The following is a 25,016-nucleotide window of genomic DNA, read 5'->3' on the forward strand; positions in this document are numbered from 1 at the left end:
CTACGTTGCGGCCGCCCGTCTTCTGCGGCTCCGAGCGGATCTTTCAGGCGCCGACGAGCGGCGTTGCGGGGACGAGGCCCTCGGCGGCGGCCCGGTTGAGCAGCGCGTCGACGGCGGCGTGGCCGTCGGGGCCGAGGGAGGAGGTGAACTCGTTGACGTACAGGGCGATGTGCTGGTCGACGACCGACTGCTCCATCTCCTGGGCGTGCTCGAGCACGAACTCCCGGCTGGCCCGGGGGTTTTCCCAGGCCAGGCGGACCGACTCCTTGATCCAGGCGGTGGCCTGCTCCGGATCGACGCGGTCGCGGTGGGCCAGGATCGCACCGAGCGGGATCGGCAGCCCGGTGTCGGTCTCCCACCATTCGCCGAGGTCGGCAAGCGCGTGCAGCCCGTACCGCTGATAGGTGAACCGAGCCTCGTGAATGACGAGCCCCGCATCGAACCGCCCCGCCGCCACCGCCGGCATGATCTCGGCAAACGGCACAACCGTGATCTCGGCCGGCGGCTCCCCGGCCGACCAGAGCCGCATCAGCAGGTACGCCGTGGTCCGATCCCCCGGCACCGCCACCCGCCTCCCACCGAGCGACGTGATCGACTGATCCTTGACCAGCACGAGCGGCCCACACCCCCGCCCGAGCGCCCCACCGCAGGGCAGCAGCGTGTACTTGTCGAGCAGCCAGGGCAGCGCCGCGTAACTCACTTTCACCAGGTCAAACTCCCCACCGAGCGCCGCCGTGTTCGTGACGTCGACATCAGCGAACGTCACCTCGAACCGGGGCGCCCCGGCCACCAACCCGTGCGTGAGCGCATGGAACACGAACGTGTCATTGGGACACGGCGAAAAGGCCAGTGAAAGCGTCACAAACCCGAATCTAGCCCGCACGCCGACCCCCGCACCCCGAGTCCCGAATCCCTTGCTGTGACACTTCCGACTCTCAACCCCCACCCAAGATCCCTAACCCTTCCCCCGCCATGCCGAGGAACCGCAGCCAAACCACCGAGGACCAAACCACCAACGCCCGGGCCCTCCGCACGCCGACCAGCGACCGCGCCCGCACGACGGACAGCGACGCAAGCCCCCACCGCCGGGGCGACACACTTGAACCCGCAGCGGCGAATAGCGGCACGAGCCCGACCGCAGCCGAACGACGGCCGGGCCGTGGTCGCGGGGATCACCTCCGCAAACCCCGGTCGCGCCGTCCTCGTCAGGGTCCAATGGGACGGCCCAGGGGCGCTGCCGACCAAGCTCCCGCCGCACTTCAGCAGCCGATCGCGGCCGACTGGGTCGTCCCCGCTCAGATGCACAACAAGGGCCTTCGACCCCCACCGACCCGACCGCATTCCGAACCCGCCGAACGAGCCGCCCAACCGCGCGTTGAGCCGTCCACCCGCCACCAAAGCCCCCGAACCTTGCCGCACTCCAGCAGCCGAGTCGCGGCCGACAGCCACGCCGAACCCGGCACACCGCTGCGCGCCCACGGCGCCCACTCCACCCCCGCAGAATCCGGCTGACCACGAGCGGGAACGAGCGGGCGCTCGGCTGAACCGCACGCGCACGCCGAACCGACCGCGCCAGGCCGGACCGCTCAGCAGCCGGACCGCAGCCGACAGCCACGTTGGGCCGGCACCAAGCTGACCACGGGCGGGAGCGAGCGAGCGCTCAGCTGGCCGGACATGCACACCAAACCGACCGCGCTGGGCCAAGACGGCGCCGGGCCGCGACCGCGGGCCAGCTGAGACCGGGCCGCGCTGGGCCGGGACCGCGGGCCGGGCCGGGCTGGTCTCGCAGGCCGGGCCGGTCTCGCAGGCCGGGCCGGGCTGGGTCGGGCTGGGCTGGGCTGGGCTGGGCTGGGCTGGGCTGGGACCGCGGGCCGGGCTGGTCTCGCAGGCCGGGCCGGGCTGGGTCGGGCTGGGCTGGGCTGGGCTGGGCTGGGCTGGGCTGGGACCGCGGGCCGGGCCGGTCTCGCAGGCCGGGCCGGGCTGGGTCGGGCTGGGCTGGGCTGGGCTGGGCTGGGACCGCGGGCCGGGCCGGTCTCGCAGGCCGGGCCGGGCTGGGCTGGTCGGGCTGGGCTGGTCGGGCTGGGCTGGGCTGGGCTGGTCGGGCTGGGCTGGGCTGGGAGCGCGGGCCGGGCTGGTCTCGTTGGGCGGAGCGGTCAGCGGGCGACCAGGGCCCCGAACACGTCGCGCAGCGTGGCCAGGGCCTGGGGGATTCGCCAGGCGGCTCGGTCGCGGGGGCCGACGGCGTTGGAGATGGTGCGGATCTCGCCGAAGGTCGCTCCCGGCCACAGGCGCGCGGCGGTTCCGACGCCGAAGCCCTCCATTGCCTCCGCGACGGCGTCGGGGTGGCGTTTCTGAACGAGTTCTTTGGAGTGGGCCGTCCCGGTCACCGTCGACACCGTCAGCACCGGACCTCCGACGGCCTCGGGGAGCGCCTGGCGGAACGTGCGTAGCAGGCCCGGGTCGGCGTCGATCCGGGACGAGCCGAATCCCAGGTCGTCGACGCTCTGGAAGCCGTCGGGCCCTTCGGCCCCCAGGTCGGCCGCGATGGACTCGGTCGCGACGACCAGGCCGCCGATCTCGACCCGGCCGGCGAACCCGCCCGCGATGCCGGCGGAGATCACTACGTCGAACGGCGCGCCCTCCTGCATCGCGATGCTCATGTGCTGGGCCGTCACCGCCGCCGCTGCGGCCGGGCCCACCCCGCAGGCGGTCACGACCACCGCCGCGCCGGACTCGAGTGCGTCGGGCCCCTGCTCGCCGAGCCCCAGGCCGTCCAGCACGCTCGCCCGCTCCGCCTCGACCGCTGTCACGATCAGCGCTCGCGAGTATCCCAGCAGCGACCTCATCGCTCGTCGTCCTCCAGCCGCGTCGTCGGGTCGGTCCCCGACGGCCGATACAGCGTGTACCCCGGCGGTGCCAGCGGCGAACCGTCCTCCACGTCCACCGCTGGCATTTTCTTCGTCTGCCCCGGCCCCCCGGCCCCCGACGAACCCGCCGATCCACCGGACGGCGCCGGCTGCGGTGGAGCCATCGGCGCAGCGGTCGCCGATGCCCCGGCTTCACGCCGCCGCCCGAACCCGAACCGCCGCCGTCCGCTCTCCTCGGCCGCCCGCGCGGGCTGCGGCACGGTCGGCGCGTCCGACCCGCCCGGGGCTCTCGGTGCCGTCGTCGCCCCCGGACCGGCACCCGCGGCCGGACCGCCGCCGGAGGAAGGGGCCGGCGGTGGCGTGGAAGGAGCAGCCGGCGCGACCACCGTCGTAGCCTCGGCGTCAGGTACATCCGCCGGCGCCCCCCGCAGCCTCTCCTTCCGCAGCGCCAGCGCGGAGTACAGCGCCCGCACGGCACCCAGCGTCACGAACCCGGCGGCCAGGATCAGGCCCCAGGCCGAGTGGAACGGGAAGAGCCCGAACGCCCCGCCCAGCACCCACGCGATCATGAGCAGCGTCTCGGAGTGGGCGAACGCGCTGGCCCGGACCTGCTCGTCGATCCGCTCCTGGATCGAGGCGTCGACGGCCAGCTTGGCCAGTCCGCTGGCGACCGCCGTGAACAGGCACAGCAGCGCCACCGTGCCGAGCGAGTTGCGATCGGCGGCCAGGACGGCGACGAATGCGACGAGCACCAGCCCGATCGCCTGCAGCAGCGCGGGGCGGTGGATGCGCAGCCGGGTCCCGATCGCCGTGGCGAGGAAGGTGCCCACGCCCAGCGCCCCGGCCGCCATGACCACCGCCGCCTGCTGGGACAGCTGCCAGGCCAGCAGGCGTACCGGGAGCGAGCCCTCCTTGATCGCGAAGGCCAGGTACAAGGTCAGGAAGCCGTAGAGCGCCCGCAGCGTGGCACTGCCGACGAGCGCGGACGTCACCACCCGCCCGCTGAGCACCTTGATCGGGCGGCGGCCCATCGCCCCTCGCAGCACGCCCGGGACCGTCTCCGGCGGGTCGGAGTCGGCGCGGGCCGGCAGCCGCAGCGCGGTGACCATGCCGAACACGAAGACGAGGATCGACAGCCGCAGCGGCCACTGCGGGCCCCACTGGCCGGCGAGCAGCCCGAGCGGCAGGGCGACGGCCCCGGCGATCGTCCCGAACACCGACGCCCGCGCCCCCGCCTCCGACAGCCCCAGACCGGGCGGCAGCACCCGGGGCACGGCGGCGCTGCGGGCCACCCCGTATGCGCGGGACAGCACGAGCATCCCGAACGCGGCCGGGTACAGCAGCCAGCTCGCAAGGTGATCGGAGAGCAGGAAGGCCAGGGCGGCCCGCCCGAGCATGGTCACCGCAAGCGCATAGCGGCGGCCGTGCCGGAACCTGTCGAGCAGCGGCCCGATGACCGGGGCGAGCAGCGCGAACGGCAGCATCGTGACGAGCAGATAGAGGGCTACGCGGCCGCGGGCCTCCCCGGCCGGTACCGAGAAGAAGACCGTACCGGCCAGGCCCAGGGTGACCAGGGCGTCGCCCGCGCACGAGGCCGCGTGCAGGTCGAGCAGGCGCAGCATGCCGGCCTCGCCACCCGCGCCGCGCTCGCGAACGCGCAGGATGTTGCGCCCGAGGTATCGACCAGCCCGCGTCGTGCCGACCGTCGCGACCCGGGCCGCGCGGGCGGTGGTCACCACGGTCTGGGCCACCCCTCGAATCACCGACATGCCACCATCTTGGACCACGGGTACGACAAAATTCCGAGCGCGCCGGGGCGCCGTGTCGGGTCGGCGTGGCGATGAGCAAGAATGGGGTCGTGACTGCCTCGACTGCGCCCACGCGAGGAAGCGGCCGTGCCGCGAAGCCCGACCAGGTCCTGACCGACGCGGTCGAGGTCGCGCTGCAGGGCCTGGACGTCGTCGACCCTGAGCACATCGGTGCGCATTTGGGCGTTGTGGCAGAAGGCGAACGCCTGGTCACCCACTTCTTCGAGTGCGGGCTGCCCGGGTACCGCGGCTGGCGCTGGGCCGTCACCGTCACCCGCATCCCGCGCAGCAAGCAGGTCACGATCTGCGAGACCGCCCTGCTCCCTGGCGCCGACGCACTGCGCGCCCCCCAGTGGGTGCCATGGCAGGAGCGCCTGCAGCCCGGCGACCTGGGCGTGGGCGATCTGCTCCCGACCCCCGCCGACGACATCCGCCTGGCCCCCGGCTATGTGCTCTCCGACGACCCGGGCGTCGAGGAGGTCAGCTGGGAGCTCGGCCTCGGCCGGCCCCGCGTGCTGTCGCGGGAGGGGCGCCTGGACGCGGCCCAGCGCTGGTACGACGGCGACCGCGGCCCCAACGCGCCCATCTCCGTCGCCGCCCCCTCGGCCGCCCGCTGCGGCTCGTGCGGCTTCTACATGCAGCTGGCCGGCTCGATGCGGCAGGCGTTCGGCGTGTGCGGCAACGAGTACGCGCCCGACGACGCCCAGGTCGTCTCGGTCGACCACGGCTGCGGCGCGCACTCCGAGGTCCTGGTCGAGCAGGTCCAGGCGGTCGACGAGCTGCCGACGGTGTTCGACGACAGCGAGGTCGAGGCGGTCGCGGTGAGCCGGGCCGCGGGCTCGGTCGACAGCGATGAGCCGGCCGAGCCCTACGGGCACGGATAACCCCCAAAAGCCCGGCAAAGCCGGTCAAAAGAGGAAGACCCTTTTACTCGGGTCCGCGATGGCTTGCGACCGCCGCTCCCGTCAGCGCCTGCTCTGGGTCGGTCAATGCGAAGCCCACCGAGCCAGAGTGGGCGAAGCGGTCGGCGCTGGAGCGCCTTCCCTTCCGGGTCCGCGATTCCTCGCTTCAGGGCAGCGCCGCATAGAGATCCACGCCGTTGCCGTCGGGATCGTGGACGACTGCGTACCGCTGCCCCCAGAACGCGTCCCACGGCTCCTTGTGGCCCTCATAGCCGGCCGCCAGCAGCTCGGAGTACACCCGGTCGACCTCGGCCGGCGAGTCGCACTCGAAGGCGAGCCCCATGCGGCCCCCGCCGACCGGTGGCACCCACTCGGGATCGAACGAGTGGATCGTCTCGATGGTGTCCCAGGCCAGCTTGAGGCCGTTGGCCAGCACGTACTCCACGTGCGGCGCCTTGTCCTGCGCCTCCGGCACGTCCAGGCCAAGACGGCGGTAGAAAGCCAGCGCGCGCGGCATGTCGGCGACGACGATGCCCACCACATTCAGTCGAAGTCCCATGGGCTCCAACCTAGGGAGCGGCCGACGCGTCCGTCTTGAACGAATCGGACGTCCCGATGCCCGCCCGCGCCCGGCGCCGGCGGCGGTTGCGGTCGTGGATCAACATGAACGACAGGCCCGGAATGCCCCAGATCGCGCCCGCGACCGCGATGCCGAACCAGTTGCCGTGGCCGTGCGCGGCCAGCTCGTCGCGGAACGGCAGCATGACCAGCGCGGTAATGATCCACAGCACGATGCCCCCGATGGCGAACGGCACCATCGGCGGGTCGAGCGGCTTCGGAGGGGTGGGCGGCGCGGTCACGCCGCAAACGGTACCCGCCGGATACCCGTCCGGGTGACCGAACCCACAGGTCGTTAGCCAGGCTTATTAGATAAGCTAACAATCGTGATGGTACGCGTGCCCAAACTCGCCGCCGCCCAGCTCGCGGCCGCACTCCGGGACAGCATCACCCGCCTCAACCGCCGGCTGCGCCAGGCCCGGCCCATGGGCGATCTGACAATTACGCAGCTGTCGGCGCTGACCAGTCTTGAACTGTCCGGCGCGTTGACTCCGCGCGAACTGGCCGAGATTGAGCGGGTACAACCGCCGACTTTGACGAAAATCGTCGCAAAACTCGAGGATCGCGGGCTCGTGCAGCGGTCCCCGCACCCGACCGACGGGCGGCAGGTCATCCTCGCCGCCAGCGAGTCGGGCCGCGCCGTCGTCGCCGAGCACCGTCGCACCCGCGACGAGTGGCTGGCCAAACAGCTCACGGCCCTGACGCCGGAAGAGCGGGATGTCCTGACCAAGGCCGCCGAGATACTGGGGAGGATCGGACGCAGCGCATGAGAGGCAGCACGTTCGGCTCACTGAAGGTCCGCAACTACCGTCTGTTCACCATCGGCCAGCTGATCAAGCTGATGGGCACCTGGATGCTCTTCACCGCGCAGGACTGGCTGGTCCTGCAGCTGTCCGACGATTCGGCCTCGGCTCTCGGCGTCGTCACCGCGCTGCAGTTCGCGCCGGTGCTGCTGCTCACGCTGTATGGCGGCCAGCTCGCCGACCGCTTCGACAAGCGCCGCCTGCTGCTCTTCGCGAACGCCGCCTCGGCCGTCGTCGCCACCCTGCTCGGCGTGCTCGTCGTCACCGGCGTGGTGACCCTGTGGTGGGTCTTCATCACCGCCGGCCTGTTCGGCGCCATCAGCGCCATCGAGACCCCGGTCCGCCAGTCGTTCGTCTCCGAGCTGGTCGGCAAGGATCTGCTGCCCAACGCGCTGTCGCTCTCGTCGGCGACGTTCAACACCGCCCGCATCGTCGGCCCCGCGATCGCGGGCGTCGTGATCGCCGCCCTGCACGACCGGACGGGCCCGATCTTCCTGCTCACGGCGGTACTGTGCACGGCCCCGCTGATCTCGCTGGTCCGGATGACAGCGGCCGAGCTGTTCCGCGTCGAGCGCGACGCGATCGCGGCGAGCCAGGCCCGGACGATCGACGGGCTGCGGTACGTGCGCGAGCGCCCCGACCTCAGCCTCACCATCCTCCTCGTGTTCCTCGTGAGCCTCTTCGGCTTCAACTTCCAGCTGACGCTCGCGGTGCTGGCGAAGGTCGAGTTCCACGTCGACGCGAAGTACTTCGGCCTGCTCTCGACAGCCATCGCGCTCGGTGCCCTGGCCGGCGCTCTGGCCAGCTCGCGGCGCCGGAACCGGCCCTCGGTGTACCGCGTCCTGACCGCCGCCATCCTGTTCGCCGGCTTCGAGTCCCTGGTCGGCGTGGCCCCGACCTTCGCGGTCGCCGTCGGCCTGCTCGTCCCCACCGGCTTCTTCATGATCTACTTCGCGCAGGCCGCCAACCAGCGCGTCCAGCTCGGCGTCGACGCGGCTTTCCGAGGCCGCGTGATGGCGCTGTACGTGCTGGTCTTCCTGGGCAGCACCCCGGTCGGCTCCCTGATCATCGGCTGGTGCGCCGAGCGCTTCGGCCCTCGCTCGGGCCTGTGGACGGGCGGACTCATCTCGCTCGTCGCCGCGGTACTGCTCGGCATCATGCAACTGCGCCGCACCGGCGGTCGCATTCACGTCGCTCTGCGTCCGCGCCTGCACGTTCACGTGCACGAACGCAGCTCGGGCGTGCCGGCCGTACGTCCGGCTGTGCGCTGAGATCTTACGATCGCAACGGGGTGGTGCGAGCACGGGGATTTTTGTCGTACCCATGTGGTTGAGTCACGGACATGGAGCGATCGCGACTGCTGCAGTGCCTGTCCGCCGACTACATGCGCCTCCGCGAGGTGGCCGGCTCGGGCCTGACCGCTAAAGTGCCCAGCTGCCCCGGCTGGACCGTGGCCGATCTGGTCCGCCACGTGGGTCAGGTGTATCTGCACAAGGCCGAGGTCATGCGCATCGGCTCCTGGCCCGACCCGTGGCCGCCCGAGGAGGTCCGGATCGAAAGCCCGATCGCCCTGCTCGACCGCGGCTACGGCGCCCTGACCCACGAGTTCTCCCGGCGCGGCGTCGACTCCCCGGCCACCACCTGGCACCGCCCCGACCAGACGGTCAAGTTCTGGATGCGCCGCATGGCCCAGGAGACCGTCATCCACCGCATCGACGCCGAGCTGGCCCACAAGATCGACTCTGCCCCGATCCCCGACGACCTGGCCGCCGACGGCGTGGCCGAGGTCCTCGAGCTCTTCGTCGGCTACGGCTCGACCGCCTGGCCGGACGACTTCAACCAGGTCCTGGCCGACGCGAAGGGCCACACCATCCGCGTCGACCTCCTCTCACCGGACGCCACCTCGTGGCTCATCCGCGCCGACACCGACCGCGTCCACGTCACCAGGTCCACGCCGGACCCCGCCCCCACCGACCCCGCTCCCGCGGCAACCGTAGCGGGCGATCCGGCGCCGTTGCTGCGGTGGCTTTGGGCACGCGAATCCAACTCAACGACCGATGTGCATTCACCGATCGAGGTGAAGGGTGACGAGGAGGCCCTGACCGAACTCCGCACCTTACTGAGGGCCGGCACCCAGTAACACCCCAGCCGTTCCGGGCGGGCCCCCGGGACACCAGCAGTGAGGCCGGGCCAGGCGCGACGAGGGGGCGCCGCCTGCCCCGGCCTCACCAGCCGTTCCCTGTCGCCCTCACCGACTCATCAGCACGCCGCGACTAGGCCCACTGCGAATCACCCGCCCTCGCGACCAGGCCCGCCGCGAACCGCCTCGGCCAGGGCCGCTGCGAACCGCCCGGCTAGGCCCACCGCAGACCGCCCGACTCGCCGTGACCAGGGCCGCCGCGAGTCAACGACCGCCGTGACCAGGTCCGCCGCGAACCGCCCCGGCCAAAACCGCCGCACACCGCCCGGCCAGGACCGACGCGGACCGCCCGGCCAGGACCGACGCGGACCGCCGTGACCAGGCCCGCTGCGAACTGCCCGGCCAGGCCCACCGCGAACCGCCCGACTCGCCATGACCAGGGCCACCGCAAACCGCCCTCGCCAGGCCCGCCGCGAACCGCCCGCTCCGCTGCGACAGGGTCCATCGCGAACCGCCCGGGCCAGGCCCACCGCAGACCGCCCGACCGCCATGACCAGGGCCGCCGCAAACCGCCCCTGCCAGGCCCGCCACGGACCGCCCGGCCGCCGTGGCCAGGGCCGTCCGGCCGCCGTGACCAGGCCCGCCGCAGGCCGCCCAACCGCCGCGGTCACACCCGCCCGGCCAGGCCCACAGCGAAGCGCCCGGCCAGGCCCGCCGGAAACCACCCAAACGCCGCGGCCGAGCCCCGCTGCGAACCGTCCGACGGCCACGGCCAGGGCCCCCGGGAGCCGCCCACCACACCGCGGCCCGGCCGCCGCGGCGTGGGCCTCGGCCACAACGGGCAGCCGATGGGCGCCCTTACGCCATCTCCTCCTGACTTTTGTGAAGTAGATTGCAATTGACTGTCGCACTTAAATGATAGTTACTGTCAAAATATGGATGCTGTCACTTCCAGCCCCCGTCGGTGGTGGGCGCTTGTCGCGATCGTGCTCAGTGTGCTCACGGTCGGGTTCGATACCACGATCCTCAATGTGGCGCTGCCGACGCTTGCCACCGCGCTTGACGCCGGCAACGACGACTTGCAGTGGATCGTGAACGCGTACGTTCTGGTTTTCGCCGGCCTCCTGCTGCCAATGGGCGCGCTCGGCGATCGGTACGGGCGTAAGCGGCTGCTCATGGGCGGGTTGGCGATGTTTGCCGGGTCCTCGCTCATCGCCGTGTTCGCCAACGACTCGGCGCAGGTCATCGCGGCTAGGGCGCTGATGGGGGTCGGCGGGGCGATTCTCACGCCGTTGACCATGGCGGTGCTGCCGGTGCTGTTCGACGACCGGGATCGGGGTAAGGCGATCTCGCTGCTCACCATGGGGATGGGGCTCGGGCTGCCGCTCGGGCCGATCATCGGGGGGTACCTGCTCGAGCACTTCTGGTGGGGCTCGATCTTCGTGATCAACATTCCGGTCGCGCTCATTGCGCTGGTGGCGGTCGGGTTCTTGGTGCCGGAGTCACGTGCGGCGGTGGCCAAGCGGGTCGACCTGCTCGGGGCGGGCCTGTCGACGCTGGGGCTTGTCGCCCTCGTGTACGGCGTGATCGAGGCGCCCACCCGCGGCTGGACGGACCTCTGGGTCCTGGTGGGGCTCGTCGGCGGCGTGGTGCTCCTCGCGGTCTTCGTGCTGGTGGAGCGGGCGGGCGCCGCGCCGATGATCGATCTGCGGCTGTTTCGCAGGCCGCGCTTCGCGTGGGGTACCGCCGCGGGGACCCTTGCCTCGTTTGCGCTCTTCGGCGTGCTGTTCATCGTCCCGCAGTACCTCCAGGCGGTCCGCGGCGACGACGCGCTGGGCGTGGGCCTGCGCCTGCTGCCGCTTATCGGCGGCCTGTTCGTGGGTGCGCCCCTCGGTGAACGCATCGCGAGCGTCACCGCGACCCGGCTCCCGGTCGCGGCCGGACTGCTGATTGGCGCCGTCGGGCTCGGGCTGGGCGCCCGGACCGGGGTCGGCGACGGGTACGGCCCCGTCGCCACCTGGCTGGCCGTCGCCGGCGCGGGCATCGGGCTGGCCATCACACCGGCGATGGACGCGGTGATGGGCGCACTGCCCCGCGACGAAGCCGGCTCCGGTACCGCGATCACGATGACGTTCCGCCAGGTCGCCGGGGCTCTGGGCGTCGCGCTGCTGGGCAGCCTCACCAGCGCCGTCTACCGCGACCACCTCGGCGCCGCCCCGGAGGCCGCGAAGCGCTCGGTCGCCGCGGGTGTGGCGCTGGCCGCGCGGACCGGCGACGCGGGGCTGGCCCTGGCCGCCCGGACCGCGTTCGTCGACGCCATGGGGACGGTTCTGCTGGTCTGCGCCGCGATCGGGCTCGCCGGGGCCGTCCTGATCGCGTTGTTCCTGCCCAATGCCGAGCGGCGGCCCGGTGCGGAAGAATCGGTGGATGAGCTCACCCGGGTTGCGTGAACGCAAGAAGCAGAAGACCCGCTGGGCGATCCAGGAGCACGCCGTGCGCCTGTTCGTCCAGCAGGGGTACGACGCGACCACTGTGGAGCAGATCGCGGAGGCGGCCGAGATCTCCCCGAGCACGTTCTTCAGGTACTTCAAGACCAAGGAAGACGTGATCATCCAGGACCGCTACGACGAGCTGATGGCCGAGCAGATCCGCACCGCCCCGGCCGAGCTGAGCCCGCTGGAGGTCCTGCGCCGAGCGTTCGCCCGGTCGTTCCAGGCGATCTCCGACGAGGAGGCCGACCAGGCCCTGCAGCGGGCCCGCCTCCAGCTGAGCGTCCCGGCGCTGCGGATGCGAGCCCTGGACAACCTTCAGGACTCGATCCGCTACCTGGCCGCCCCGCTGGCCGAGCGCCTGGGCCGACCGGCGGACGACTTCCGCTGCCAGGCGTATGTCGGCGCCTGCGTGGGCGCGCTGATGAACGCCCTGATGGCCTGGGTCCGTGAGGGCGGCGACGCCAAGCAGGCCCTCGCCCTGATCAACGAGGCCATCTCGGTGCTGGAGGAAGGCCCGTAAAGGACTTCCGCGGCCCGGCCCGGACGCACATCAACCAGGGGGCAAAGGACGCAGACACATCCCCTGCCCCCGGAACCGAAAAGCCTGGAGCTCCTAGGCGAGCACGTCGTCAGCGTCGGTGATCGTGTAGGCGTAGCCCTGCTCGGCCAGGAACCGCTGCCGGTGTGCGGCGTATTCGGTGTCGATCGTGTCGCGGGCCACGACTGTGTAGAAGTGCGCCTGGCGACCGTCCGACTTGGGGCGCAGCACCCGGCCCAGTCGCTGGGCCTCCTCCTGGCGCGACCCGAACGTCCCGGACACCTGGATGGCCACCGCCGCTTCCGGCAGGTCGATCGAGAAGTTGCCGACCTTCGAGATGACAAGCGTCTTCAGCTCACCGGTCCGGAACTGGTCGAACAGCTTCTCGCGCTCGCGGTTGGTGGTCGCGCCCTGGATGATCGGGGCCTGGAGGTAGTCGCCGAGTTGGTGCAGCTGGTCGATGTAGCCGCCGATCACCAGGATCTGGTCGTCCTTGTGCCGGTTGACCAGGGCGCGCACCACCGGCAGCTTCGTGCGGGCCGTTGCCGCCACCCGGTAGCGCTCCTCCGGCTCCGCCACCGCGTAGGCCATCCGCTCCTCGTCGGTGAGCGTGACCCGGACCTCGACGCACTCGGCCGGGGCGATCCAGCCCTGCGCCTCGATGTCCTTCCAGGGCGCGTCGTAGCGCTTTGGGCCGATCAGGGAGAACACGTCGCCCTCGCGGCCGTCTTCACGGACCAGTGTCGCGGTCAGGCCGAGGCGGCGGCGGGCCTGCAGGTCGGCGGTGAAGCGGAAGATCGGGGCCGGCAGCAGGTGGACCTCGTCGTAGACGACCAGGCCCCAGTCGCGGGCGTTGAACAGGTCCAGGTGGGCGAACTGGCCGCCGCGGCGGGTCGTCAGCACCTGGTAGGTGGCGATCGTGACGGGGCGGATCTCTTTGCGCTCGCCGGAGTATTCCCCGATCTCCTCCTCGGTCAGGCTCGTGCGGGCGATCAGCTCGCGCTTCCACTGCCTTCCCGCCACGGTGTTGGTAACCAGGATCAGGGTCGTCGCCTTGGCCTGGGCCATCGCGGCCGCGCCGACGAGCGTCTTGCCGGCACCGCAGGGCAGGACGACGACGCCGGAGCCGCCGGCCCAGAAGGACTCGACCGCCTCGGCCTGGTAGGAGCGCAGGACCCAGCCGTCCTCGGCCAGGTCGATGGTGTGGGCCTCGCCGTCGACGTAGCCGGCGAGGTCCTCGGCCGGCCAGCCCAGCTTCAGCAGCGCCTGCTTGAGGCGGCCGCGCTCGGAGGCGTGCACGATGATCGTGTCGGGGTCGAGCTGGGCGCCGAGCATGCCGGCGAGCTTCTTGCTCTTGGACACCTCGATCAGCACCGCCCGGTCGGAGGCGCGCAGGACCAGGCCGTGGACGGGGTCGTTGACCAGCTGGAGCCGCCCGTAGCGGTCCATCGTCTCGGCGATGTCGACAAGCAGCGCGTGCGGCACCGGGTAGCGGGAGTAGCGCAGGAGCGAGTCGACAACGCCCTCGGCGTCGTGGCCCGCGGCGCGCGCGTTCCACAGGCCGAGCGGAGTGAGGCGGTAGGTGTGCACGTGCTCGGGCGAGCGCTCGAGCTCGGCGAACGGTGCGATGGCCATGCGGCACGCCTGGGCGTCGGGGTGGTCGACCTCGAGCAGGAGCGTCTTGTCGGACTGGACGATCAGTGGACCTTCAGGCACCGGACCAGTGTCGCATGCAGGTATGACACTTCCCGCATACTGGGAAAGATTCACACCCATGCAACCCCGCCACCCGTTGTGTGCGTTCTCTGCTTACGGGTCGGACGCGCGTGTCCGTGATCGCTCGCAGCCGGAGCCGGGGCAGCCGAAGGTGGCGGCCGGCATCGGCGGGGGGTGGGCGGTCGAATCAGTTCGGGGGCGGGCACGCCGTCCGGTCCGGCCAAGGGGGATTCTCCCGGAGTTCACCCGGCCGCAGCGCACCTACCATCGATGCATGGAGGTGCTCTCCACCCGGGCCAAGTGCACCATTGCGGTGATCGCAGTAGCCGCCGTGACCTGGTTCCTCGTCTCCTGGCTCGTGCTCGGCAGCCCGCTGACGGACGCGATCGGTGAGACGGCGGGCAGCCTGGCCGCGCTGATGCTCATCGTCTCCATCGTCGGCACCGCCAGAGCGACACGTGAGCCTTAGCGGTGCTCGCCGGTCGGCTGTCGCTAAGCCTCCGACTCCGGCACGGCGCCGGTGATGCGGTGCAGGGCGAACGTGTGCAGCATCTCGGTGCGCTCGTCCTCCGCGCGCAGGTAGCCCGAGCCCATCGACACCGGCCGGACCAGGCGGGACGCGGTGGCGCCGTGGGCGTCGACGTAGCCGACCCAGACCCGCGTCTTGTCGCGCAGCGCCTGCTGCAGCACCTCGAGAGCCTCGGTGTGCGACGCGCCTGACGCCCCGTTGGCCCGGACTGTCACCGGCGCCCGCCGCGCGGCCCGAGCCGCCGCGTCACCCCGGCGGATCTGGTCGACGACCCCGGCCAGCCGGGGCGCGGACAGCCGCACGGCCGCCGTCGGGTCCTCCACACCGCGCGCCGCCCACGTCGGGCGGGGCGCACCGCGGCGGGCCTTCGGCCGGGCCAGCACCGCGGCGCCCGTCGAGTCCTCCTGCACCGGCGGGTAGCCGGCCTCGCGCAGCGCCTCCAGCAGCCGGTTCGGCGTGTGGCGGCAGGCCAGCACGGTCGGGGCCAGGCGGCGCAGGCCGAGCTGCTGCAGCCGCCGGTCGGCCAGCACCTCGGCGATCAACGACTCGTCGTCACTGCGCACGTAGGAGTTCGCCGAGCCGATCCGCATGCCGCCGTGGCGCCTGGCGATGTCGTCGATGAGGTACGTCAGCGTCTGCGGCACGGGCGTCCGCGACCGCCGGGCGAGCAGCGCGTGCAGGTCGGCCGCGGAGTATCCGGCGTCGAGGCTGCGGCGGACGGTCTCCGCTGTGATGCGGTACACGCTCGCCGACTCCTGCTGCCCGAGCAGCTCGAGCTCGCCGGCGAGTGTCGGCTCGGGCGGGCCGGGGACGATCACGGACAGGTCGGCCTGCAGCAGGACGTGGTCGACGGGGGCCGGCAGGAGCGTGTCGAGCAGGGCAGCCGAGCCGGAGAGGGCGTACCCCTCCGGCGACCCGATCCCCAGCGGGTCCTCAGGGTCGGGCGCCTCCGCGGCGAGCTCGGCCAGCAGCAGGCGGCCGAAGCCGGTCACCCCGCCGAAGCCGGTCAGCCCCACGAACGCGGCCTCGGCCAGGCTCGCCTCGATGCCCGCCGACGTGCCCCGGGAGATGCGCCGCGGCGCGCGCCAGCTCAGCGTGGCCACCACCGCCGCCGGGTCGGCCGTCTCGCCGGGGGCCAGGTCGGCGAGCACCTGCAGTGCGGCCCGGCGCTGGGCCGGGGCGCCGGGGCGGGACAGCTCGGGCGCGAGGGCGTTGATGGGCCGGTCGCGGTCGTCGCGCTGGCCGACGAGGGCCGGCGCGCGGGTCATGGTCAGCCAGGCCACGGCCAGCCGGTGCCAGCGGGCGGCGATCCCGAAGGCGCGCCAGGCGTCATAGGCGACGGTGGGCAGGAAGACGCTCTCCACCCGCTTGTTGTCGACGATCTCCTCGCCGATCAGGCCGGCCGCGGTGACGATCTCCACCAGGAGCGCCGCCTGCTGCTCGTCGATGCCGACAATCTTCGCGTATCGGCGCAGTTCGCGCACGCCGAGGCCGCCTGAGCGGAGTACACCCGGAGGCTCCTGACCGATCGCCTCGACGAGAGCCTCGGCGTTGCGGACCAGCTCCAGCACCTGCCCCGCACCCGCCCGGTCCAGCTGGGCCGGGTCGCGCCGCGGCGTCTCCATCGGCGGCGGGTCGGGGTGCAGCTGCCCGAGCGGCCCGGCCTCGCGCCGCAGCACCAGAGAGACCTCGACCGGCAGCTCCACCGCGTCGCGGCCGACGACCGCGAGCAGGTGGCGGTCGACCAGCCAGCGGACCGGGGAGTCGGAGCCGGGCTGGAGGCTGGCCGCGGCGACCGTGCCGACCGGCGGGCCGGCGGCGAGGCGGTCGAGCACGGCCCGCGCGGCCGGTGACGCGGCCAGCAGCGTGCGGCGCAGCCCGGCGGCGTCGGCGACAAGCGCGCCGGCCAGCGGGTCGAGCTCCTCGGCGGGGCGGCCCAGGCCGGCCGGGTAGGGCGAGCACACCTCGTCGACGGCGCCCACGATCCGCACCGCCGCGTCGGGCCCGAAGACGACCGCGTAGGCCCGCAGCCGGTCGATGGCCGCGCGGACGCGGGCCGCCTCGACGCCGGACTGGGCGGTGAGCGCGAGCACGGACTCGACCGACGAGCTGTGGCCGACCCGGGTGTAGCGCAGCGCGTCGAGGATCTCCAGCGTGAACTGGTCGAGCGCGTCGAGCGCCCGGGCCACGGCCACCCGCGACTGGGCCCGGTGGGCCAGCGCGGAGAAGTCCGCAGGCGGGGGGATGACCAGGTCAGGGCGCAGGCGGATGAGCGCCGTCAGCTCCTCGTCGGGCAGGGCGCGCAGAAAATCGGCCAGCGAAGTCGTCGTCATCTCGCCTCATACGCTAACCGCCCGGTACGACAAAAGAGGGCGGGCCCGGCGGGCCCGCCCTCCATCACTTGCGCGGTGTTACTTCAGGCCGTTGCTCACAGCCGTGATCAGCTCGCCGTTGCTGGTGTCACCGGAGAGCTCCCAGAAGAACGCGCCGCCGAGGCTCTGCTGCTTGGCGTACGTCATCTTGCCGGAGATCGTGGACGGCGTGTCGTAGCTCCACCAGTTGTTGCCGCACTTGGCGTAGGCGGTGCCGCCGACGGTACCGGTGGCGGGGCAGCTGTTCTTCAGGACCTTGTAGTCCTCGATGCCGGCCTCGTAGGTGCCGGGAGCGGCGCCGGTGGCCGTGCCGCCGGGGGCGTCCTGCGTCACACCGGTCCAGCCGCGGCCGTAGAAGCCGACGCCCAGGAGCAGCTTGCTGGACGGGATGCCCTTGCTCTTGAGCTTCTGGATCGCCGCGTCGGAGCAGAAGCCGGCCGTCGGGATGCCCGAGTAGCAGGTCAGCGGCGAGTGCGGGGCGGTCGGGCCCTGCGCGTTGAACGCACCGAAGTAGTCGTAGGTCATCGGCATGAACCAGTCGAGGTTCGCGGCCGCACCGGCGTAGTCGGTCAGGTCGATCTTGCCGCCGTTGCTGCCGTCCGCGGTGATGGCCGAGGTGATGAGCTTCGACGAGCCGAACTTGGCGCGCAGCGCGGCGATCACGCTCTTGTAGGCGTTCGGGCCGGAGCCGTCACACTGCAGGCCACAGGCGTTCGGGTACTCCCAGTCGATGTCCATGCCGTCGAAGACACCGGCCCAGCGCGGGTCGTTGACCAGGCTGTAGCAGGAGTCCGCGAACGCCGTCGGGTTCTGCGCGGCCTGCGTGAAGCCGGCCGACCAGGTCCAGCCGCCGAACGACCAGATGACCTTGAGGCCCGGATGCATCGCCTTGAGCTTCTTCAGCTGGTTGAACGAGCCCCGCAGCGGCTGGTCCCAGGTGTCGGCGACGCCGTCAACCGAGTCGGCCGCGGTGTACGCCTTGTCGTAGTCCGCGTAGCTGTCACCGATCGAGCAGCGCCCGCCGGTCGTGTTGCCGAACGCGTAAAGGATGTGGGTGAGCTTGGCGGCCGAGCCGCTCGTCTCGATGTTCTTCACCTGGTAGTTGCGCCCGTAGACGCCCCACTCCGCGAAGTAGCCGACGACCTTCTTGCCACCGGTGGCCGGCGGCGTGCTGGTGGTGGGCGGCGGGGTCGTCGGCGGCTTGGTCGTGCTCGTCGGCGAGGTGGTCACCGGCGGCGTCGTCGGGGGCTTCTGGGTGGTCGGCGGCGCCGTGGTCGGGGAGCCCCCGCTACAGCTCACGCCGTTGATCGTGCAGTTGGTCGGCGGCTTGGCGCCGGAGCCGTTCATGCCCCAGCTGAAGGTCGCGCCGGCGGCCAGCGTGTTGGCCCACGACTTGTTCTTGGCGACGTAGTGCTGACCCGTGCGGGTCACGTCGGCGTCCCAGAAACTGGTGATCTGACCGCCCGCGGGCAGGTCGAACTCGAGCGTCCACCCGTTGACCGTGCTCGAAGTACCATTCGTGATCTTGTAGGTGGCACCCCAGCCCGTGCCCCAGTCCTGGTCGACCGTGAACGTCGCACTCAGGTTTCCGGCGGCATTGGCGGTGCTCGTGACAATCGGAACGACAGCCCCGGCCACCGCCAGAGCGGCGGCGACGATGAGGCCGTTGCGGACGGATCGTTTCATCGCGTCTCCTGGATGGTCTCTTAGGAAACTTTCCTAAAAGTTGTGATGACGGTAGTGGCCTGGATCTCACTCGTCAATAGGAGATCGTCGGGTTGTTTCGATGGCATACCTACTGTGACCTGGGCATCCTTAAAGGTGTCTCAACAACCGGTTGTCATTGGCTTTGACCTTGACATGACGCTTCTCGACACCCGCCCCGGCATCCACGCAGCGTTTCGAGCGCTCACCGAGCGCACGGGCGTCCACGTCGACGCTGACCTGGCCGTAAGCCGCCTGGGCCCTCCCCTGCGCCAGGAAATCGCCGAGTGGTTCCCACCCGACCAGGTCGAAGAAGCGGTCCGGATCTATCGGGCGCTCTACCCGGACTACGCCATAACTCCTTCAATCCCTTTGCCAGGAGCAAAAGCAGCATTGGCCGCTGTACTGCAAGTGCCTGCGGAAATCGCCATAATCACCTCGAAATTGGGCCGACTGGCCGAGCTCCATCTGGCCCATTCGGGCATTACGGCCGACCACCTCTACGGCGACGTCTTCCACGCCGGAAAAGCCCAGGTCCTGCGCGACATCGGCGCCGCACTGTATGTGGGCGACCACGTGGCCGACATGCAGGCCGGCACCCTGGCCGGCATCCCCGTTGTGGGCGTCACCACAGGCCCCTGCTCGGCCGCCGAACTCCAGGCCGCCGGCGCCACGGCGGTCTTCGCCGATCTGCGCCCTTTCCCGGCGTTTCTCCAAGGCATGATCTCGGTTGGCCGGGCCGATTCGGGTGACTAGATTTGGTGTGCAATCCCGGGTGCGCGCACGATCGCCGCAAGCCGGGGGGACGGGTCCGACACTGGGGAGCAGGGCAGCGTGCCGACGGGTCGAGTGAAGTGGTACGACCAGGAGAAGGGTTTCGGGTTCCTCACCAGCGACGACGGGGGAGACGTCTTCGTACACAAGGCGGCCCTGCCGTCGAACGTGGGTGAGCTGAAGACCGGCCAGCGGGTGGAGTTCGGGGTGGTGGAGAGCCGCAAGGGCAGCCAGGCCCTCCAGGTCAAACTCCTGGAAGCCCCGCCATCGGTCGTCGAGGCCCGAGCCGTAGCCAGCCGCCGCCCGCCGGAAGAGCTGCACGGCCTGATCGAAGACATGATCAAAGTCCTGGAGGCCAAGGTCCAGCCCGACCTCCAACGCGGCCGCTTCCCGGACCGCAAGACCGCCCGAACCGTAGCCGAGGCCGTCCACCTGGTCGCTCGGGAGCTCGAGGTCTGATCGCCTCGTGGAGGAAGGCTTCGCCTCCACCGAGGTTTCCGCACAATCGACGCCGACGGAGACCGGCCACCCGGCCAGTTTTCACCGCGCACCGGCGAAACCTCTATGCCGTCGAAGGGCAGGCACGCTGGGAGACCAGCCGGCCTGCCCTTTGCCGTACGGTGCCATCCCCCAGGGCCGCAATCCCCTGACTGCCGCCAAAGCCAGCCACGAGCGCCGCCCACCCCGGACGCACAACGGGGCAACACGAGCATGGGCGCATTCACGGGGCACGGCGCACACGGGACGCCCGGACGCCCGGACGCGAGCACAGGACCGCAGACCCGCGGACGCGGACACAGGACCCGGGCACGAGACGCGGGCAGAGGACGCGGGCACGAGACGCGGGCAGAGGACGCGGGCACGGTCGTTGTTGGGGAATGCGCACGCGCAGAGCACAAGCCAGAATCGACGCGCGGACACGAGCCGCGGCCGGCACGGGCACGGGCACGGACGCGGACGCGGACGACAGGCACGGCGCGACGCAGGGCACGGATGCGGGGCGCACGGACGCAAGGCATGGACACGAGCGCTGAGCGCGGCACCGGCACTGGGCGCGGCACGTGCACGGACGCGGACGCGCGGACGCGGCACGCGCGGACGCGGCACGCGCGGACGCGGCACGCGGGCGGTGGGCGCCGCACAAGCACGGACGCGGACGACGGGCGCGGCATGGACTTGGCACGTGGCACGGTGGACGCGGCACGGGCACGGCTCGGAGGCCGGGCACGGACGCGGCGCAAACGCGGACACGGAATCGGCGCGGACGCGGGCGCTCTGCGCGGCGCGAGCGCAGAGGCAGCACGACACTGGCACGGACGGGGACGCGCGCGGACGCCGGGCGCGGATGCAGCACGACACTGGCACGGGCGCGCGGACGCGGGGCGCGCGGAGGCCGAGCGCCGGGCCTTGGACGCGAGACGCGCGGACGCGAGACGCGCGGACGCGAGACGCGCGGACGCGAGACGCGCGGACGCGAGACGCGCGGACGCGAGACGCGCGGACGCGAGACGCGCGGACGCGAGACGCGCGGACGCGAGACGCGCGGACGCGAGACGCGCGGACGCGAGACGCGCGGACGCGAGACGCGCGGACGCGAGACGCGCGGACGCGAGACGCGCGGACGCGAGACGCGCGGACGCGAGACGCGCGGACGCGAGACGCGCGGACGCGAGACGCGCGGACGCGAGACGCGCGGACGCGAGACGCGCGGACGCGAGACGCACGGGCGCGAGACGCACGGGCGCGAGACGCGCAGACGGGGAACGCGCAGACGCGGGCGCCGTGCCTTGGACACGAACGCCGGGTGCGGGGTGCGACATGGGCGCCGGGCGGGCAGAAGCGCGCACTCGGGCCGCGAACTGCGTGCTACCGCGGTCGCGAGCCAGCGCACGGCGCTCGACGCAGGCACCGCGCGCGGACGCGAGGCGCACGGCGCACAAACCCGAGACGGAAGACGCACGGGCGCGAGACGCGCGGACGCGAGATGCACGGACGCGAGATGCACGGACGCGAGACGCACCGACACGCGGGCGCGGACGCGAGACGCACGGACACGAGACGCGGGCATGGGCCGGGGCCGCGAGGCGCGCGGACTCGAGACGCGCGGAGGCAGACGCGGAGGCACGGGCAGGGGCGAGGCATGGACGTGAGCGCAAAACGCAGACCAGCATCGGCGCAGAGCACGAGCAGGGCCGCGAGACACGGACCTGCGGGCAGAAGGTGACGGAAGTGGGTGGTTGCTCGGCGGTGTGAGGGTTGTCCGGACGTGGTGTGGGCGGGGGGCAGCAGGTCAGGGCCTAGCTGGCGGTTCGGAGTTCCTTCGAGAGCAGCTCCGCGATCTGGGCGGTGTTCAAAGCCGCCCCCTTGCGCAGGTTGTCGCCCGTCACGAAGAAGTCCAGCGCCCGCGGGTCGTCCACCGAGCGGCGGATGCGGCCAACCCAGGACGGGTCGGTGCCCACGGCGTCGATGGGCATCGGGAACTCGCCGGCGGCTGGGTCGTCGACCAGGATGACGCCTGGGGCGTGGCGTAGGACCTCGCGGGCGCCCTCGGCGTCGACTTCGATGCCGAAGACGGCGTGTACGGCGACCGAGTGGCCGGTTACGACAGGTACGCGGACGCAGGTGGCGGAGACTTTCAGGTCCGGCAGGCCCAGGATCTTGCGGGACTCGTTGCGGAGTTTGAGCTCCTCCGAGGACCAGCCGGCCTCGCGCAGGGAGCCGGCCCACGGTACGACGTTCAGCGCCAGCGGGGCCGGGAACGGGCCCAGGTCGTCGCCGACGGCTCGGCGGACGTTGCCTGAGCGCGAGCCCAGGGTGCGGTCGCCGCTGACTCGGGAAAGCTGGTCGAGCAGCGTGTCGACGCCGTCCTGGCCGGCGCCGGAGACGGCCTGGTAGGAGGCCAGGACCAGCTCCTTGAGGCCGTACTCCCGGTGCAGCGGAGCCAGCGCGACGATCATCGTGAGCGTGGTGCAGTTCGGGTTGGCGATGATGCCCTTGGGGCGGTTGCGCACCTGCTCGGGGTTGATCTCGGGCACGACCAGCGGCACGTCGGGGTCCATGCGGAAGGCGGCCGAGTTGTCGACGGCGATGGCGCCGCGCCCGACGGCGATCGGGGCCCACTCCGCGGAGACGTCGTCGGGCACGTCGAACATGGCGACGTCGATCCCGTCGAACGCCTCGGGCGTGAGCTCGTGGACGGGCAGTTCCTCGCCGCGGACGGTGAGCCTCCGGCCGGCCGAGCGCTTGGACGCCACGAGCCGGATCTCGCCCCACACGTTCTTGCGCGACGACAGCAGCTCGCACATCACGGAGCCGACGGCTCCGGTGGCCCCGACAACGGCAAGGCTCGGCAGACCGTCGACACCCTGAAGGTCCATAAGGGGACGAACCTACCTTCCGGTCCCCGCGTAGACCACGGCTTCTTCGTCTCCACCCAGCTCGAAAGCGTCGTGGATCGCCCGGACGGCGACATCCAGGTCGGTGTCGCGGCAGACGACCGAGACCCGGATCTCCGAGGTGGAGATCATCTCGATGTTGACGCCGGCCTCGGCCAGGGCGGCGAAGAGCTTGGCCGCGACGCCCGGGTTGGAGCGCATGCCCGCGCCGATCAGGGAGACCTTGCCGATGTGGTCGTCGAACAGGATGTTCTTGAAGTCGACAGTCGACTTGATCCGCTCTAAAGCCGCCTTGGCCGCGGCGCCGTCGGTCTTCGGCAGCGTGAAGGAGATGTCGGTGCGCCCGGTGCTCTCCGTCGACACGTTCTGCACGATCATGTCGATGTTGGTCTCCGCACCCGCCACGGTCTCGAAGATCCTCGCGGCGACACCAGGCTGGTCCGGTACCCCCACGATCGTGATTTTCGCCTCGCTCCGGTCGTGTGCGACGCCGGTGATGAGTGCTTGCTCCACGGAAAGGTCCTCCATCGATCCGGTGACCATGGTGCCGTTGGCGGTTGAGTACGAGGAGCGGACGTGGATCGGCAGCGAGAACCGCCGCGCGTACTCCACGCTGCGCAGGTGCAGCACCTTGGCGCCGCACGCGGCCAGTTCGAGCATCTCCTCGTAGGTGATCTGCTTGATGTGCCGGGCGTTCTTGGCGACCCGCGGGTCGGCCGTGAAGATGCCGTCGACGTCGGTGTAGATCTCGCAGACGTCGGAGTGCAGCGCCGCGGCCAGGGCCACCGCGGTGGTGTCCGAGCCGCCCCGGCCGAGGGTGGTGATGTCCTTGGTGTCCTGGGAGACGCCCTGGAAGCCGGCCACGATCGCGATCGCGCCCTCGTCGAGCGCGCTGCGCAGGCGGCCGGGGGTCACGTCGATGATCCGGGCCCGCCCGTGCGTCGACGTGGTGATCACGCCGGCCTGGCTGCCGGTGTAGGAGCGGGCCTCGTACCCGAGGTTGTTGATCGCCATCGCCAGCAGGGCCATGGAGATCCGCTCGCCGGCGGTCAGCAGCATGTCCAGCTCGCGGCCGGCCGGGACCGGGCTGACCTGGGAGGCGAGGTCGAGGAGCTCGTCGGTGGTGTCGCCCATCGCGGACACGACCACGACGACCTCGTTGCCGGCTTTCCGCGTGTCGACGATCCGCTCGGCGACGCGCTTGATGCGCTCGGCGTTGGCGACGGAGGAACCGCCATACTTCTGCACGATCAGCGCCACGCCGCCGCACTCCTAACCGAGGTCGTCACCGCTCACCAGGTCAACGCAGCCGAGCGTACCGGGGTTGGAAACCACTCGGGAGTGGCGTTCCACGATCCGGCGGCCCGGCCGGGCGAGAATACGCGGGTGCGGGAGCGTCGGGTCGGCCATCATGTGATCACTGTGACCACCGGCACGGCCCTGTCCGTGCTGACTGTGCTGCTCCTGGCCGGGTGCGGCTCCGGCGGCACCCCCGATCCGGGCCCGACGACACCCGACGGCACGCCGGTGGCGGCCCAGCCCGACCCGCGGGGACTGCTCGCGGCGCGGGTGGCGGTGGCCAAGGACCAGCGGTACGTGGCCGCGTACACGCTCACCGTCCCCGGGAAGGGGCCCCGCTCGGTCCTGGTGTCAATCGCGACCGACCGGACCTGGCGGGTCGACATCCAGGGTGGTGCCCTCGGGGGTACCGCCGACGTCGCCATCGCCGGCCGCCCGGAGGGCGTGTACCAGTGTCCGATCAACCCGGCCTCGAGCTGCGTGAAGGTCGCCGCGGCCGGGAAGAAGCTGCCGCCGGCTATCGATCCGCGCGTGCAGTACGTCTTCGTGGGCTGGCTCGACGTACTCCTGGACCGGCAGATTCCGCTGACCGTCAACCCGGCCGAGCCGCTGGCCGGCACCTCGGCGCCCTGCTTCGCGGTCGAGCCGGGCGTCACCGCGATCGCCCCGCCGATCGACCCCGGCACCTTCTGCTACAACGACAACGGCATCCTCACCGCGGCCAAGCTGCCTCTCGGGCAGCTCATGCTCACCGGCGAAGTGGTGGCCGCCCCGTCGACGATCTCCCTGCCGGGACCCGTGGCCGACGATGCGCCGCTGGGGACCGCGACCCCGCCTCCATCGCCGCCGAGCGCCTCGGTGTCGGCGTCCGCTCCCCGTTAGGTCTCAAAGACCGAGACCCGATTTGGCGGTACTCGCTGAAGGCGTACTGTGACTCTTGACATGTGGCAGACGCTTCTTCTTCGTCGCCGCGACGAGGCCCATCAGGCCGGCACCTCGTCGCGGGGATGATGCGCGTCTGCGCTCCTGCCGGTCTGCCTTGACCAGACCTTCCGCGCG

General features: G+C 71.6%; 19 protein-coding genes and 1 pseudogene. 10 read left to right on the plus strand and 10 right to left on the minus strand.

Annotated elements, in window-relative coordinates; translation table 11 throughout:
- Positions 1–43 precede the first annotated feature (43 nt).
- The 3 genes and pseudogenes from Dvina_RS50680 to Dvina_RS50690 form a co-directional block, all read right to left on the minus strand.
- Entirely contained in the window at positions 44–862 is an 819-nt protein-coding gene (locus Dvina_RS50680) for a 1,4-dihydroxy-6-naphtoate synthase (protein WP_223099312.1), read from the minus strand.
- 1,291 nt (positions 863–2,153) lie between these two features.
- Positions 2,154–2,846 carry a futalosine hydrolase gene (locus Dvina_RS50685; protein WP_223099313.1) on the minus strand — a complete coding sequence of 231 codons (693 nt, stop codon included), beginning with the start codon at positions 2,844–2,846 and terminating at the stop codon, positions 2,154–2,156.
- Between the two features lie 269 nt (positions 2,847–3,115).
- Positions 3,116–4,636 (minus strand): annotated as a pseudogene (locus tag Dvina_RS50690) (MFS transporter); the annotation flags it as partial.
- Between the two features lie 71 nt (positions 4,637–4,707).
- Here Dvina_RS50690 and Dvina_RS50695 point away from each other — a divergent pair.
- The gene (locus Dvina_RS50695) at positions 4,708–5,559 is read left to right on the plus strand and encodes a DUF3027 domain-containing protein (RefSeq protein ID WP_223099315.1); all 852 of its coding nucleotides are present in this window, start codon (positions 4,708–4,710) and stop codon (positions 5,557–5,559) included.
- Between the two features lie 184 nt (positions 5,560–5,743).
- Here the strand turns inward: Dvina_RS50695 and Dvina_RS50700 are convergent, their stop codons facing one another.
- A complete protein-coding gene (locus tag Dvina_RS50700) occupies positions 5,744–6,136 on the minus strand; it encodes a VOC family protein (RefSeq protein WP_223099316.1) in 393 nt (130 codons plus the stop codon).
- Positions 6,137–6,146: 10 nt separating this feature from the next.
- The gene (locus Dvina_RS50705) at positions 6,147–6,395 is read right to left on the minus strand and encodes a DUF2530 domain-containing protein (RefSeq protein ID WP_223106179.1); all 249 of its coding nucleotides are present in this window, start codon (positions 6,393–6,395) and stop codon (positions 6,147–6,149) included.
- 129 nt (positions 6,396–6,524) lie between these two features.
- On the opposite strand from Dvina_RS50705, the gene Dvina_RS50710 reads away from it, so the two are divergent.
- The 5 genes from Dvina_RS50710 (at position 6,525) to Dvina_RS50730 (ending at position 12,150) form a co-directional block, all read left to right on the plus strand.
- Positions 6,525–6,965, plus strand: a complete 441-nt coding sequence (locus Dvina_RS50710) for a MarR family winged helix-turn-helix transcriptional regulator (RefSeq protein WP_223106180.1) — start codon at positions 6,525–6,527, stop codon at positions 6,963–6,965.
- On the plus strand, positions 6,962–8,269 hold the full coding sequence (locus Dvina_RS50715) for an MFS transporter (protein ID WP_223099317.1): 1,308 nt from the start codon (positions 6,962–6,964) through the stop codon (positions 8,267–8,269). Before Dvina_RS50710 ends, Dvina_RS50715 begins: the two co-directional genes overlap by 4 nt.
- 71 nt (positions 8,270–8,340) lie before the next feature.
- A complete protein-coding gene (locus Dvina_RS50720) occupies positions 8,341–9,138 on the plus strand; it encodes a maleylpyruvate isomerase N-terminal domain-containing protein (RefSeq protein WP_223099318.1) in 798 nt (265 codons plus the stop codon).
- 935 nt (positions 9,139–10,073) lie between these two features.
- Positions 10,074–11,588, plus strand: a complete 1,515-nt coding sequence (locus tag Dvina_RS50725) for an MFS transporter (protein WP_223099320.1) — start codon at positions 10,074–10,076, stop codon at positions 11,586–11,588.
- Positions 11,566–12,150 carry an acyl-CoA-like ligand-binding transcription factor gene (locus tag Dvina_RS50730; RefSeq protein ID WP_223099322.1) on the plus strand — a complete coding sequence of 195 codons (585 nt, stop codon included), beginning with the start codon at positions 11,566–11,568 and terminating at the stop codon, positions 12,148–12,150. The genes Dvina_RS50725 and Dvina_RS50730 overlap by 23 nt, the downstream gene beginning before the upstream one ends.
- A gap of 93 nt (positions 12,151–12,243) precedes the next feature.
- On the opposite strand, the gene Dvina_RS50735 is transcribed toward Dvina_RS50730, so the two are convergent.
- On the minus strand, positions 12,244–13,884 hold the full coding sequence (locus tag Dvina_RS50735) for a DNA repair helicase XPB (RefSeq protein WP_223099324.1): 1,641 nt from the start codon (positions 13,882–13,884) through the stop codon (positions 12,244–12,246).
- A 274-nt stretch (positions 13,885–14,158) separates the two neighbouring features.
- On the opposite strand from Dvina_RS50735, the gene Dvina_RS50740 reads away from it, so the two are divergent.
- The gene (locus Dvina_RS50740; protein ID WP_223099326.1) at positions 14,159–14,353 is read left to right on the plus strand and encodes a hypothetical protein; all 195 of its coding nucleotides are present in this window, start codon (positions 14,159–14,161) and stop codon (positions 14,351–14,353) included.
- A 23-nt stretch (positions 14,354–14,376) separates the two neighbouring features.
- On the opposite strand, the gene Dvina_RS50745 is transcribed toward Dvina_RS50740, so the two are convergent.
- Both Dvina_RS50745 and Dvina_RS50750 read right to left on the minus strand, forming a co-directional pair.
- Positions 14,377–16,746 carry a helicase-associated domain-containing protein gene (locus tag Dvina_RS50745; protein WP_223099328.1) on the minus strand — a complete coding sequence of 790 codons (2,370 nt, stop codon included), beginning with the start codon at positions 16,744–16,746 and terminating at the stop codon, positions 14,377–14,379.
- A gap of 78 nt (positions 16,747–16,824) precedes the next feature.
- Positions 16,825–18,471 carry a glycosyl hydrolase family 18 protein gene (locus Dvina_RS50750; protein WP_223099330.1) on the minus strand — a complete coding sequence of 549 codons (1,647 nt, stop codon included), beginning with the start codon at positions 18,469–18,471 and terminating at the stop codon, positions 16,825–16,827.
- A gap of 174 nt (positions 18,472–18,645) precedes the next feature.
- On the opposite strand from Dvina_RS50750, the gene Dvina_RS50755 reads away from it, so the two are divergent.
- Positions 18,646–19,245, plus strand: coding sequence for an HAD family hydrolase (locus Dvina_RS50755; protein WP_246656698.1), 600 nt, complete (start codon positions 18,646–18,648; stop codon positions 19,243–19,245).
- 78 nt (positions 19,246–19,323) lie between these two features.
- A complete protein-coding gene (locus tag Dvina_RS55465) occupies positions 19,324–19,722 on the plus strand; it encodes a cold-shock protein (protein ID WP_223099332.1) in 399 nt (132 codons plus the stop codon).
- A gap of 1,838 nt (positions 19,723–21,560) precedes the next feature.
- On the opposite strand, the gene Dvina_RS50765 is transcribed toward Dvina_RS55465, so the two are convergent.
- Both Dvina_RS50765 and Dvina_RS50770 read right to left on the minus strand, forming a co-directional pair.
- A complete protein-coding gene (locus Dvina_RS50765) occupies positions 21,561–22,640 on the minus strand; it encodes an aspartate-semialdehyde dehydrogenase (RefSeq protein ID WP_223099333.1) in 1,080 nt (359 codons plus the stop codon).
- Between the two features lie 12 nt (positions 22,641–22,652).
- Positions 22,653–23,918 (minus strand): aspartate kinase, encoded by a 1,266-nt coding sequence (locus Dvina_RS50770; RefSeq protein ID WP_223099334.1) that lies wholly within the window; start codon positions 23,916–23,918, stop codon positions 22,653–22,655.
- Positions 23,919–24,080: 162 nt separating this feature from the next.
- Here Dvina_RS50770 and Dvina_RS50775 point away from each other — a divergent pair, with 162 nt between their 5' ends.
- Positions 24,081–24,839: a hypothetical protein gene (locus tag Dvina_RS50775; RefSeq protein WP_223099335.1), complete on the plus strand. Its 759-nt coding sequence runs from the start codon at positions 24,081–24,083 to the stop codon at positions 24,837–24,839.
- Positions 24,840–25,016: the final 177 nt, after the last annotated feature.

Source organism: Dactylosporangium vinaceum (genome assembly GCF_019904175.1).
Lineage (GTDB): Bacteria > Actinomycetota > Actinomycetes > Mycobacteriales > Micromonosporaceae > Dactylosporangium > Dactylosporangium vinaceum.

Excerpts from the sequence above, each read along its gene's own strand:
- Dvina_RS50750 (WP_223099330.1), bottom strand. The coding sequence starts at position 18,471 with ATGAAACGATCCGTCCGCAACGGCCTCATCGTCGCCGCCGCTCTGGCG.
- Dvina_RS50695 (WP_223099315.1), top strand. The coding sequence starts at position 4,708 with ATGAGCAAGAATGGGGTCGTGACTGCCTCGACTGCGCCCACGCGAGGA.
- Dvina_RS50715 (WP_223099317.1), top strand. The coding sequence starts at position 6,962 with ATGAGAGGCAGCACGTTCGGCTCACTGAAGGTCCGCAACTACCGTCTG.
- Dvina_RS50765 (WP_223099333.1), bottom strand. The coding sequence starts at position 22,640 with ATGGACCTTCAGGGTGTCGACGGTCTGCCGAGCCTTGCCGTTGTCGGG.
- Dvina_RS50685 (WP_223099313.1), bottom strand. The coding sequence starts at position 2,846 with ATGAGGTCGCTGCTGGGATACTCGCGAGCGCTGATCGTGACAGCGGTC.
- Dvina_RS50700 (WP_223099316.1), bottom strand. The coding sequence starts at position 6,136 with ATGGGACTTCGACTGAATGTGGTGGGCATCGTCGTCGCCGACATGCCG.
- Dvina_RS50740 (WP_223099326.1), top strand. The coding sequence starts at position 14,159 with ATGGAGGTGCTCTCCACCCGGGCCAAGTGCACCATTGCGGTGATCGCA.
- Dvina_RS50745 (WP_223099328.1), bottom strand. The coding sequence starts at position 16,746 with ATGACGACGACTTCGCTGGCCGATTTTCTGCGCGCCCTGCCCGACGAG.
- Dvina_RS50755 (WP_246656698.1), top strand. The coding sequence starts at position 18,646 with ATGACGCTTCTCGACACCCGCCCCGGCATCCACGCAGCGTTTCGAGCG.
- Dvina_RS50705 (WP_223106179.1), bottom strand. The coding sequence starts at position 6,395 with ATGGTGCCGTTCGCCATCGGGGGCATCGTGCTGTGGATCATTACCGCG.
- Dvina_RS50730 (WP_223099322.1), top strand. The coding sequence starts at position 11,566 with ATGAGCTCACCCGGGTTGCGTGAACGCAAGAAGCAGAAGACCCGCTGG.
- Dvina_RS50720 (WP_223099318.1), top strand. The coding sequence starts at position 8,341 with ATGGAGCGATCGCGACTGCTGCAGTGCCTGTCCGCCGACTACATGCGC.
- Dvina_RS50725 (WP_223099320.1), top strand. The coding sequence starts at position 10,074 with ATGGATGCTGTCACTTCCAGCCCCCGTCGGTGGTGGGCGCTTGTCGCG.
- Dvina_RS50710 (WP_223106180.1), top strand. The coding sequence starts at position 6,525 with ATGGTACGCGTGCCCAAACTCGCCGCCGCCCAGCTCGCGGCCGCACTC.